This window comes from Enterococcus sp. ZQ21 (assembly GCF_030053755.1).
GTDB classification, from domain to species: Bacteria; Bacillota; Bacilli; order Lactobacillales; family Enterococcaceae; genus Enterococcus_B; species Enterococcus_B lactis.
In genome coordinates, this window is sequence record NZ_CP125658.1 from 1,120,814 (window position 1) to 1,133,482 (window position 12,669).

Sequence of the window (12,669 nt, forward strand, 5' to 3'; positions counted from 1 at the left end):
ATATTGATAAAAAGTTGATAATGAGCCATTACTATATTTTGGTAAAATATAAATAAATAAAAAACTCGATTGATTGAATTAGTTCATTTTGATTGAAGAAATTAAAAAAGTATATGGTTGGAGTACATGGTAATGGTGGTTCTACATGGTACTAATCTATTCAGGAGTTTGTCTATGAAACTTATCGATTTTTCTAAACGATTTGGGCAAAAAATCTTATTTGATCATCTGTCATTCACATTTGATCAAAATAAAATCTATTATCTTTATGGGGATAATGGCATTGGCAAAACGACTTTATTTCGCTGCATTGTCGGTATTGATAGCTACTCGGGAACGATTGAAAAAACAGGTAGTTGTTTTTGTGTTTTTGACTCTACCCCTTTTTACTTGAATCTAACTGGATTAGATAATCTGATTTTACTGACAAAAAATCGGCAAATAAAAGAACTAATCTCTAAACAAAAAATCGATTTTTTACCCCTTTCATTTTTATCGTATGTGAAAGTTAAGAACTATTCTCTGGGAGAAAAAAAGATGCTTTCGCTGCTATTGCTATTGTTGCTTGCGCCGCGAGTTGTTTTATTAGATGAAGTGTTGAATGGATTAGATCAAAAGAATCGGAAAGTGCTGCTTTATTGCTTGGTTCAGCTGAAAAAAGAAGCTACAGTCATCTTAAGTGGTCATGAAGAATATTACTTGGAAATGGCTGATGAGTTATTAAATGTAAAAAACGGAAAAATAGAACCTATCACGTCCGAGGATTTACGCAGCTTTTTTATTTCAACAAAAAGGAGGTAAAAATGCTTTTTGAATTTTATTATCAAAGACGTTCGAAAATATTTTACCTTTTTCTTTCAATAATATTGTTGCTTTCTACTTTGATGTTCGTTTCTCAAGTAATGCTCATTCAAAGTCATCTTCGTCATTTCCAATATTATGTAGAGGAAGCCTTGGCAAGGGGTGAAACGATCCAAGAAATACTTGAACAACCTTTTTCTATCAGTATGAACCAAAATACTGAAATAGTTGACAATCCGTTGAAATATCATTACGTTGCTTATCATTCCAGTTTTGCTGCTTTAAATGTCCAAAACGGGGTCAACCAATTATTGTCTTCTTCGTTTTTTGTTCTCTTTCCTTTTTTTTCGGGGGTATACGGGATAGTAATAGCAAATGCAGATATCAAATACTATACAATGAAAATCAGGCGCTGTTTGGATTCTCAATGGCAAATCAATCGTCATAAGATAGGAGCGGGGTTTCTTAGTTTGATTATTTTTATACTTGCTTCCCTCATTTTATTTTTGATGTTGCAGTCTTTTTCAAGATTTTTTGTTCAGGCTGACAAATCGACACAAATCGATGAAGCGTTAATTAGGCAAATATCTTATCTTGAGAAAGCGCCGCTTCAATTGAGTGTCCTATTGGGGTTTGCATTTCTTTCCTTTTTAGTTTGTTATTATTTTACAACAGTCGTAAAGAATTCTTTCGTCAGCCTATGTCTCTTAGGAAGTTATTTTCTTTTTTTGCCACCACTAGGAAAATATGATCTCAAGAATATTTTGTTATATCTATATCCTAAAATATTTAACACAAACGCTTCAACTTTTAGGATCAATTCGGGGACGCGGGTTGAGTTTGGTATAGAATATATTGTGATTATCGGTATAGGCATCATTATTTATATATGGACGATGGAAAAATTACAACGAATGTGGAGCAGTCCTACTGAGAAATAAGTAGAAACCAGACGGACAACCTTATGTTCATCTGGTTTTTTGTAATCGTCATATTTGTATCAACAAAAAAGCTAGCTTTAGAATAAGATAATCATCATAGTTTCTAGGGTTATAACCAGTGAGAGAATGGAGTTTATTCAGTCGATATTGCAAGGTGTTTTTATGAATAAATAATTCTTCTGCACATTTTTTGATACTTCCGTTATTTTTACTGAAGCATGTCAAAGTTTTCTTGAATAAATGTACTTCTTCTTCTGTCAAGCTTTTCAAAATACGGTTTACATATAATGATCGTTGACCTGATGGGATTGCTGGTAAAAGGATCCCGAGGTCTAAATCTTCAAAAAAGCGGATCTCGTTCACAGATTGATGGAAAGTTATCCATTCACAAGCATGCTGGGCATGAAGGAAAGATTGCGGTGTCTCCTGCTCTGTATAACAAAGCGACCCAATTCCGAAGTTCAGTTGTAACTGATACGATTTGTCAAAATTTGTCTGGACTTTGTCAAGTAACGATATCAATAAGGCTCTGGAAATGCGATTGACTAGGATAATGATTTGTTGCCTATGTACAGTGAACAAAGCCTGACTGTAGTAAGAAAAGACCCTTTCAAGTAACTCTAATAAAGGGGTGATCTGCTCTTGATACAATTCCTGATTGTCAGGAAGTTGCCCCACAACTACATAATATGGAGAAGAAAAATCAAGCTCGATCAAGTGAGGAGAGTCAAAATGACTGAAAGGAAACAATAGCGATTCGATCGTCAGACGATGTCTCTCCCTTAATTGAAAAGTAAAATCTTTCAGATATGCCTCTTTTATGAGTATTTCTGTCATTTTTTTTAAAATTTCAGCATACTTTTTCACTTCCTTTCCACCGGTCAGTCCAATTATACCGATGATATGTTGTTCAAAATACACCGGGGCGTTGATTCCACGCTTCGTTCCTTTGAATTGGCCGTCTTCGCTGATAAAAACTTCTTTTTTCGTATCCAAAACGATTTTTGCCCCTTCATGGAGGGTCCTGATCCGTTCCTCATCGGTGCTTGCAATGATTATGCCCTCTGTATCGATAAAGTTGATTTCTTGTTTTAGTACATCTTTGAGATTTTTGACAATATTCCGTGCTAATTGTTTAGAGATGTTCATCTAGTTCTCCTTGTAAGAAAATACAGTAAAACAGCAAAAGGTAACGTTTACATAAAAATATAAAGGAAATTCAATAATAAATCAACAAGACTTCTAATATAACATTTATTTTTAAAAAAAATGATTATTATCCTGTAGAAATCATCGATAATTGTGATGGATAACGAATAATCTTATCAAAAGATGAATTATTTCTGTTACCTGTACCATACCCTAAATCATTGTGAAAATATATACTTTTTATTATGAAAACGTTCTTATAATTATTGCGATATTGATTTGTAGCATGAATATTGAAGAAACGATTGTGAAAAAAATCACTTTTATGTTGTGATGAACATCCCTAGGAGGAGAATGCATGGATATTGAAAAAGTCAAAGGGATTATCGTCCCAATTGTTACACCGGTAAATCAAGAGAATCAGATAAAAACTGCACCATTAGAACGAATGGTTGAACATGTGATTCAAGGAGGCGTCAATGGTATTTTAGCATTTGGAAGTAACGGAGAGTTTTTTGCGATTGATAAAGAGGAACAAAAGAAAGGTCTCCAAACAATCGTTAAATCAGCCAATAAACGTGTACCAGTTTATATGGGTATTGGATCGATCACGACGAAGGAAGGAGTGTTGATGGCAAAAACAGCAGAGGAAAACGGTGCTGATGGTTTATCGATCTTGCCACCGATGTTCATTTCTCCTACAGATGACGAATTGTATCAACACATAATCACGATTGCAAAGGCTGTGCCTCATCTACCTGTTTTGCTATATAACAATCCTGGAAAAGTTGGATATAGTCTAAGTGTTTCTTTGGTCGTTCGTCTTTCCCAGTATCCGAATATTGTTGGAATTAAGGATAGTAGTGGGAATGTACATTTGACAGCAGAATATATTCGACGTACTGAGAATGAGGAGTTCAAAGTAATGGCTGGAAGAGACACCTTGATTTTAGGATCTCTTGTCTATGGGGCGGTCGGCGCAGTTGCATCTACAGCGAATGTTGTCCCTGAATTAGTCGTCTCTATTTATGAACATTATTGCACTGGCGACTTGTCTTCCGCGCGAAACGCGCAATTTGAATTGACAGAATTTAGGAATATGTTTGACCGTGCATCATTTCCAATAGCTACAAAAGATGCTTGTAATTTGATTGGACTAGATGTTGGAGCAAGTATTTTACCGAACACGACGTCTTCCGATCAATTAAAGAAAGAAATGTCTGAAGTACTTGAAAAAATCATAAATAAACGAGATATGGAGGAATAAGAAATGAAAATCGGATTTGTAGGACTAGGAATCATGGGTAAACCAATGGCAAAAAATCTAATAAAAGATGGTTATGAGGTTATCTGTTATGATTTCAATCAATCGAATATGGATGAAGTTGCAGCAGCTGGAGCTTCAACAGCAAAAAATAGTCAGGAGTTAGCAAATCAATCAGATATCGTAATTACTATGTTACCGAATTCTCCGAATGTGGAAGCCGCATTGTTTTCAGAAGAAGGGATAGCCGCTGGAATCAGTGAAGGCAAGATCGTAATCGATATGAGTTCGATTAATCCTGTTTCTAGTCAGCGATTTGCAGAAAAGCTTGCAGGACTTGGAGTAGAGTTCTTAGATGCGCCGGTATCTGGAGGAGAACCAAAAGCAATTGACGGAACAATCGCTGTTATGGTCGGTGGGAAAAAGAAAGTTTTTGATCAATGCTATGAGTTGCTCCTATCAATGGCAAGTTCAGTCACTTATATAGGTGAGGTAGGTGCGGGAAACATTGCTAAACTAGCTAATCAAATAATCGTCGCAATCAATATCGCCGCTGTCGGTGAAGCTTTATCCTTTGCTACTAAAGCAGGTGCTGATCCCGAGTTGGTCTATCAAGGGATTCGTGGTGGATTAGCAGGGAGTACGGTTATGGATGCTAAATCACCGATGATTTTGAACCGAGATTTTGATCCAGGATTCAGAATAGAGTTGCACATCAAAGATCTACAGAATGCGTTAGATACCTCACATATGATAAATGCCGGAATTCCTTTGACAGCTCAATTGATGGAAATCATGCAAGTACTAAAAAATGACGGTTTGGAGAAAAAAGATCATTCAGCTATTGCGTGTTACTACGAAAAAATAAATAACTTGACAATCGAAAGTAAAGATACAGTTTGATTTTCGTAAAGAGAGAGGAACTAGTGTATGAGAACGATTGATACGATACCCAAAATAATGAAAATGGCTGTCTATCCAGTAGCAGGTTATGACAGTATGACTCTGACTCTCAGTGGAGCCCACGCCCCTTACTTTACAAGGAATATCGTTGTTTTAGAAGATGAGACTGGTCAAAGAGGAGTGGGAGAGATTCATGGCGGAGAAGATATTACAAAGATGCTAGAAAGTTATATTCCTTTGGTAGAAGGTCAGAAAATTGCTGATTACCGACAAGTGATTACAACTATTCGTAAAAAAGGTTGGTTGGCAAAAGGAAATGATGGACAGGGTCTGCAAGGTTTAGATTTGAAAAATATGAAATTTGTTGTTCAAGCAGAAGCAGCAGTTGAATGCGCTATGCTTGATCTATTAGGAAAGCATCTAAATATGCCGATGTGTACATTGCTTGGAGATGGAAGACAGCGAGCCGAAGTTGAAGTCCTTGGCTATCTATTTTATATCGCAGATTGCGAGAAGACTGATTTGCCATATTTAGTGGAATCTTCATGTAAAGATAAATGGGACGAACTTCGTCGAAAAGAAACATTGACACCTGAAGAAATTGTTGCTCAAGCAAAAGCGGTGAAAGAAAGATATGGGTTCAATAATTTCAAGTTGAAAGGCGGAGTTTTTTCGGGGGAAGCAGAGATGAAAGCGATAGAAGCACTGCACGACGCTTTCCCCGATGCACGAATCAATATCGATCCAAATGGTGCATGGTCTTTAGAAGAAGCAATTGATCTGTGTAAAGACAAATTATCAATGATTTCCTATGTCGAAGATCCATGTGGTCCTGAACAAGGATTTTCTAGTCGTGAGATCATGTCAGAATTCAAGACAGCTACAAGGCATCAAGTGGCAACGAACATGATTGCGACGAATTGGCGACAATTCTATCATGCCTTAGAAACAAAAGCTGTAGATATCGTGTTGGCTGATCCTCATTTTTGGACGTTGAATGGAAGTATTCGTATGGCTCAAATATTAGATGATTTCGGATTGACTTGGGGATCGCATTCTAATAATCATTTTGATATTTCCTTAGCTGTATTTGCGCAATGTGCAGCAGCGGCTCCTGGAAAAATCACTCCTATTGATACACACTGGATTTGGCAAGATGGACAGGCGTTATGCAAAGATCCTTTAGTTATTCGTGATGGAAAAATCAAAGTGACAGATAAGCCTGGATTAGGCATCGAAATAGATATGGAAAAACTTGAATCAGCGCATCACCTATATCAAAAAATTGAAAAGAAATATAGGGATCGTGATGACTCGTTAGCAATGCAATATTTAATTAAAGGTTGGATGTTTGATTCAAGTAGACCTTGTTTGGTGCGCTAAACATGTAATAAAAGATAATTGATGAAACTAGCTGACTTTTCTCCTATTCTTGCCAGCTGGATCAATTATGAAAAAATGGTTGAAGGAGATTACGGCATGAGTTATTTAGCAATTTTAGGCTTCGCAATGATGGGAGTCATCACTTTTCTGCTAATGAAAGATAAACTGAATATTTTGGTTTGTTTTGCGATTTTGCCCCTTGTTTTTTCATTTCTAAGCGGTGCTGATTTATCCAAGACAACAGAACATATTATATCTGGACTAGATCTCACTAGAAGTATCTTTTTAATGATTATGTTCTCGTTACCGTATTTTGCATTAATGACAGATGCTGGATTATTTGAGATTTTGATCTATAAAGTGCTGAAGAAAATGAAGATTGGTGGACCAATCCTGTGTAGTTTTACTGTACCGTTGGCTATCCTTGCAACATTAGACGGGAGTGTCATGTCTACTTATTTGATTGTTATCCCATTACTATTACCGTTGTTTAAAAAATTAAAGATTGATCCGATGATTCTGGTTTTTTTGACTTCACTTGGTACGATGCATGTCTTTTTAAAACTAATTCCTTTGATGATATTGATGACGATTTTGACCATGATATTCGCTTATTTTTTAGGAAAGAAAAGCCAAAAAAGAAATGGATTTATTAAAAAGAATATAGAAGCAGGTACATTAGTGGGAGAAGAACCAGAGCTTTCCGAAATGTCAAGACCTAAACTTTTTTGGTTCAATCTCTGCTTGACAATAGCTGTGGTCACGCTACTTATCGTTACTTCTTTTCCAGAATTTTATATTTTTGCCGTTGGTTTAATCCTTGCACTAGTGATCAATTATCCAGATCGCAAGATGCAAAACAAGCTGGTCAGCAAATATGCTGCGGCTACCTATCCCATAGCACCGATCGTCTTTATGTCAGGAGTCGTAGTTGGTGTATTGGAAGGAACGGGGATGATGGAACAAATGGTCATGACTTTAGTTGAGATCGTGCCTTCTTCTATGGGACCCTATCTTCATATCATTATCGCACTGTTGAATACACCTTTGATGTTCATTTTCACTAATGATACTTGGTATTTTGCCTTAGTTCCCATTATAACAGCAGTAGGAGAACAATATGGAGTTGCTGCAGATATTATCGTGTTAGCGTTATTTTTCAATGTTGGTGCATTTGCTTCTATCGTGGCACAGCCTCAAATCATCATGGCCTGCGACCTTGGAGGAGAAACAATTAGAGAGTATATTCGCTTTTCTTTCTTCAAATTGTGGGGAATCAGCATCGTTTGGACGTTGGTAGGATTTGCTATAGGAATTTTTTAATAAGCTAGGCAATTAGAAATTAAAACAAAAAGGAGAAAAAAGATGATTCCGAAAATAATTGATACAAAAGTTATACCAATCGCAGGTTATGACAGTATGCTACTGAATCTAAGCGGTGCTCATGGCCCCTATTTTACGAGAAATCTATTTTTGATGACAGCAGACAATGGAGAAATCGGTGTAGGAGAAGTGCCGGGAGGGAAAAATATCCAAAAGGTTTTAGAAGACGCAAAGCAACTGCTTATTGGTAAAACAATCGGTGAATATAAAAATGTGTTGAAGAAAGTCCATCATAATTTCAATCATTTGGATAGTAGTGGTCGAGGATTGCAGACTTATGATTTGCGCACAACGATTCACGCAGTAACAGCTATTGAATCAGCTTTTCTTGATCTATTAGGCAAGTTCTTTCAAGTTCCAGTTGCTGCGCTTTTAGGAAATGGACAGCAAAGAGATGAGATAGACGTTCTAGGATATCTGTTTTATATTGCAGATTCTAGACAAACGACGTTGCCTTATTTGCTAGGTGACGATGAGTCTGATGAATGGGGTCGACTGAGAAGAGAAGAAGCATTGACTTCTGATTCGATCGTCTCTTTAGCGAAAGCTGCACATGAAAGATACGGTTTTAAGGATTTCAAATTAAAAGGAGGCGTCTTAGAAGGTGAGGAAGAGATAAAGACGATCTGTGCTTTGAAAAAAGCTTTTCCAAACTCTAGGATCACGCTAGATCCAAATGGCGCATGGTCTTTGCAAGAAGCAATTGATTTATGCAAGGGAATGAATGGTATCTTATCTTATGCGGAAGATCCTTGTGGGGCTGAGAATGGATTATCGGGAAGAGAAGCATTAGCGGAATTCAGAAAAGCAACTGGATTACCAACAGCCACAAATATGGTAGCTACAGACTGGCGACAAATGCAACATTCTGTAGCTTTGCAAAGCGTATCTATCCCATTAGCAGATCCCCATTTCTGGACAATGGATGGTTCGGTCAGAGTAGCGCAAATGTGTCATGATTTTGGATTGACTTGGGGCTCTCATTCCAATAATCACTTTGATATCTCACTTGCGATGTTTACGCATGTAGCAGCGGCGGCACCTGGTGAGATCACAGCCATCGACACTCATTGGATCTGGCAAGATGGACAGGAATTATCAAAAAGACCATTCGTTATTAGAGATGGGAAAATCAAGTTGACAGAAGAAATCATTGGTTTAGGTGTAGAACTAGATATGGAGAAAGTAGAAAAGGCACATCAGCTCTATTTAGACAACGAATTAGATTCAAGAGATGATGCAGTAGGAATGCAATTCTTAATTCCAGGATGGACGTTTGATCACAAAAAGCCATGTTTAGTACGTCCATAGCTTAAAGTAGTCATGTTGATTATGGTAGAAAAAGCAGGTGTAGCATGAAGAAAAAAATCATCATTGCGTCAGACTCCTATAAAGGAAGTGCTTCGACTTTTGAAGTAGAAGCATCTATTGAAGAAGGAATCAAACGAGTGGAGAAACAAGCAGATGTACTCAAGATCCCGATTGCAGATGGTGGAGAAGGTACTGTTGATGCAATCATTGAGGGGTGCGGTGGAGAATATCGATACATCACAGTGACTGGACCGTATCAGCAAATGGTTCAAGCAAAATTTGGGTTGATTGATACCGAGCGTGCCGTGATCGAAATGGCTCAAGCTTCCGGTTTGATGCTTGTTGGAACCAATCAGATGAATCCGATGGAAGCAACATCTTATGGAACAGGCGAGCTCATCAATGAAGTACTAGCCCATGGTGTAAAAGAAATTTATATCGGTATTGGTGGAAGTGCAACGAACGACGGCGGAGTGGGTATGGCCCAAGCTTTGGGAGTGTCTTTTAAAGATGCCGATGGAAAAGAGATAGCGCTTGGCGCGAAAGAAATCGCAATGATTGATTCCATTGATATATCTAATATTAATCCAAGGTTGAAAGAGACTGTTTTTTACATTTTATCTGATGTTTCCAACCCTCTATGTGGGCAAAACGGCGCTTCTTTTATTTATGGGAAACAAAAAGGAGCTTCTGGAGCGCAAGTGTTAAAATTAGATGAAGCACTCTGTCATTATGGTCAAAAGATCCAAGAAACGTTAGGGATAACCGTTCTAGAAATGGAAGGTGCAGGTGCGGCAGGTGGTTTAGGAGCAGGTCTGTTGGCGTTCTGCGATGCAGAAATGTGTCAAGGAATCTCGAAAATCCTTGAACTTTTAAAGCTTGAAGAATACATGAAAAAGGCAGATGTTGTCATTACAGGTGAAGGGAGAATGGACGGTCAATCTTTGAATGGAAAAGCACCAGTTGGGATTGCTATTCTAGCCAAAAAATATGATATTCCTGTTATAGCTATCGTCGGTAGTGCCTCGGCTAATCTTTCGACCATTTATGAAACTGGTATCGACTATGTACTTGATATCATCAATGAACCGATGGAACTTTCTTATGCGATGGAACAGGTAGAGCGATTGCTTGTTTGTGCAGGAGAACAAGCGATGCGACTGATACAGTTAGGTGAGAAAATAAGAAGATAAAAACACACGGTCCCTTCATGGCGACCGTGCATTTTTGGTTTTTATTAAATATTTAATACTTTATTCAAGAAATCTTTTGTCCGTTCATTTTGCGGATTTTCAAAGATTTGTTGAGGCGTTCCATCTTCTAAAAAGTTACCGTCGTCAATGAACATGACGCGATTGGCTACTTCTTTAGCGAACCCCATTTCGTGCGTAACGATAACCATCGTCATACCTTGTTCTGCCAATTTTTTCATGACGTTCAAGACATCACCGACCATTTCAGGGTCGAGTGCAGAAGTAGGCTCATCAAAAAGCATGATGTCAGGATTCATCGCTAGAGCACGAGCGATAGCTACACGCTGTTTTTGTCCACCGGAAAGCATTTCAGGATACATATCTTTTTTATCTTCTAGACCAACTGTCTGTAGCAATTTGATTGCTTTTTTCTCTGCTTCTTCTCTGGATTCTTTCTTCAGATCCATCGGTGCTAAAATGATGTTTTCCAAAATAGAAAGATGAGGGAATAGGTTAAAGTGCTGGAATACCATTCCGATATGTTGTCTCACCAAGTTGATATCTGTGCTTTTATCCATCAAGTGGGCGCCGTCAATAATGATCTCACCGTCAGAAGGTTCTTCTAAACGATTCAAGCAACGTAAGAATGTACTTTTTCCTGAACCTGAAGGGCCGATGATACAGACGACATCTCCTTCGTTGATGGATACGTTGATGTCGTTTAATACTGTGTTATCGCCGTATTTTTTGACTAGATGCTCAACTAAGATTTTTTCTGCCATCTTACTTCACCTTCTTTTCTAAAACTTTCGCTAATTTTGTCAATGCTGTAATCAAAATCAAGTACATGATCGCGATGATCAAATAAACATACGTACTTTGTGTCGTACGTGCAACGATGATTTTACCAGTTTGTAGCAATTCGACTACACCAATTGCGGAAATGATCGTTGTATCTTTCAATGAGATAACGAACTGATTCACGAATGATGGAATCATGATGCGTATCGCTTGTGGTAAAATGATTTTTTGCATCGTCCGATTATAAGAAAGACCCAAACTTCTAGAAGCTTCCATTTGTCCGACAGGAACGGCATTGATTCCGCCTCGAACAATCTCTGCGATATAAGCACTTGCGTTAAGAGTCAAGGTGATAACACCAGCGATGAAGTCGGGGATCGTAAATCCAACGATACCAGGCAATCCAAAGAAAATAAAGAATGCAAGAACCATCATCGGAATCCCACGGATGATATCGACATAAATGCTAGCAACCGTGCGAAGCGCGCGTATTGGTGCTACACTGAATAATCCAAAAATCACACCGATTACTATAGCCAAAGCGAAGGAGATCAAAGTCAAGAGAATCGTTCGCCAAAGTCCTTTTAACAATGCTTGATAGTTGTTTTGGATAAGTCCAAGAAATGTCGATTCATCAGCTGCGGAAGAATCACTAGAAGATTCTGAACCATCTGCTACATATTCTTTGATGATCTTATCGTACTCGCCTGTTCTTTTTAATTCTTTCAATCCTTCATTGAACATATTAAGAAGTTCAGGGTTTTGCCCTTTTTTGACGGCAAATGCATACTTTCCGCCAGATTCTTTTTCAATTGGTGTTTCCAATTCTTGTCCTTGTTTGATCGCATAACCAATTACTGGATAATCATCCATCATGGCATCAATTGCGCCAACTTTCAACCCGTCATACAATTGATCTGCAGCATCAAAATATTTGATAGAATAGCCGTATTCAGATTCATGATCGCTTAAAAATTCTGCACTTTCGGTTCCAACTTTTGCTCCGACTGTTTTTCCTTTCAAATCTTCATAAGACTTGATCGAAGTGTCGCCTTTTTTGACAGCTAATTGAATTCCGCTGTCAAAGTAAGAATCAGAAAAATCGTAGCTTTTCTTTCTTTCGTCCGTTACCGTCATTCCGGCAATCATCCCGTCTGCTTGTCCTGATTCTAAAGCTTGCAAAGCAGCGGAGAATCCACGATAGTCCATTCGGATGTTGAATCCTTGCAGTTTGGCGATGCTTTCCATCAATTTTACATCGATGCCCTCGTACTCGCCGTTTGCGTTTTGAAATTCAAATGGAGCAAAAGCAGAGTCGCTAGCAATTACGTATACGTCTTTTTTGGGCTCTATTTTTTGCATTGTCTCGCTTGTGCTTGACTCTGCCGTTGTAGTGTTGTCAGCTTGTGCAACATGACCAAACGCAAGTGTCACAAGTCCTGTCATTAAGAAAACAAATGAGTGAAATAAATGCTTTCTTTTCATAATCAACCTCCTAAATTTCCAATATTTTATTATTATAGGCGAAAAGTGCTGAATC

At 37.9% G+C, this 12,669-nt stretch carries 11 protein-coding genes; 8 read left to right on the plus strand and 3 right to left on the minus strand.

What is annotated here, in order from left to right; all coding sequences use genetic code 11:
- Positions 1–174: 174 nt before the first annotated feature.
- Both QK255_RS05465 and QK255_RS05470 read left to right on the plus strand, forming a co-directional pair.
- Positions 175–801 (plus strand): ATP-binding cassette domain-containing protein, encoded by a 627-nt coding sequence (locus QK255_RS05465; protein ID WP_002292127.1) that lies wholly within the window; start codon positions 175–177, stop codon positions 799–801.
- A gap of 2 nt (positions 802–803) precedes the next feature.
- Entirely contained in the window at positions 804–1,742 is a 939-nt protein-coding gene (locus tag QK255_RS05470) for a hypothetical protein (protein ID WP_002292126.1), read from the plus strand.
- A gap of 48 nt (positions 1,743–1,790) precedes the next feature.
- On the opposite strand, the gene QK255_RS05475 is transcribed toward QK255_RS05470, so the two are convergent.
- Positions 1,791–2,891: a CdaR family transcriptional regulator gene (locus QK255_RS05475; protein ID WP_002313672.1), complete on the minus strand. Its 1,101-nt coding sequence runs from the start codon at positions 2,889–2,891 to the stop codon at positions 1,791–1,793.
- Positions 2,892–3,249: 358 nt separating this feature from the next.
- Between QK255_RS05475 and QK255_RS05480 the strand changes: the two genes are divergently transcribed.
- From QK255_RS05480 to QK255_RS05505, 6 genes are all read left to right on the plus strand, one after another.
- A complete protein-coding gene (locus tag QK255_RS05480; RefSeq protein ID WP_002292121.1) occupies positions 3,250–4,158 on the plus strand; it encodes a dihydrodipicolinate synthase family protein in 909 nt (302 codons plus the stop codon).
- Positions 4,159–4,161: 3 nt separating this feature from the next.
- Positions 4,162–5,058: a 2-hydroxy-3-oxopropionate reductase gene (gene garR / locus QK255_RS05485; RefSeq protein ID WP_002308995.1), complete on the plus strand. Its 897-nt coding sequence runs from the start codon at positions 4,162–4,164 to the stop codon at positions 5,056–5,058.
- Positions 5,059–5,085: 27 nt separating this feature from the next.
- Complete coding sequence (locus QK255_RS05490) at positions 5,086–6,441, plus strand: enolase C-terminal domain-like protein (RefSeq protein WP_002292118.1); 1,356 nt, start codon at positions 5,086–5,088, stop codon at positions 6,439–6,441.
- A gap of 96 nt (positions 6,442–6,537) precedes the next feature.
- Positions 6,538–7,764 (plus strand): SLC13 family permease, encoded by a 1,227-nt coding sequence (locus tag QK255_RS05495; RefSeq protein WP_002342174.1) that lies wholly within the window; start codon positions 6,538–6,540, stop codon positions 7,762–7,764.
- Between the two features lie 42 nt (positions 7,765–7,806).
- On the plus strand, positions 7,807–9,135 hold the full coding sequence (locus QK255_RS05500) for an enolase C-terminal domain-like protein (protein ID WP_002292115.1): 1,329 nt from the start codon (positions 7,807–7,809) through the stop codon (positions 9,133–9,135).
- A gap of 44 nt (positions 9,136–9,179) precedes the next feature.
- A complete protein-coding gene (locus QK255_RS05505; RefSeq protein ID WP_002292114.1) occupies positions 9,180–10,328 on the plus strand; it encodes a glycerate kinase in 1,149 nt (382 codons plus the stop codon).
- 44 nt (positions 10,329–10,372) lie between these two features.
- On the opposite strand, the gene QK255_RS05510 is transcribed toward QK255_RS05505, so the two are convergent.
- Positions 10,373–11,110, minus strand: coding sequence for an amino acid ABC transporter ATP-binding protein (locus QK255_RS05510; protein ID WP_002292113.1), 738 nt, complete (start codon positions 11,108–11,110; stop codon positions 10,373–10,375).
- Between the two features lies 1 nt (position 11,111).
- On the minus strand, positions 11,112–12,614 hold the full coding sequence (locus QK255_RS05515) for an amino acid ABC transporter substrate-binding protein/permease (protein WP_002292110.1): 1,503 nt from the start codon (positions 12,612–12,614) through the stop codon (positions 11,112–11,114).
- Between the last annotated feature and the right edge of the window lie 55 nt (positions 12,615–12,669).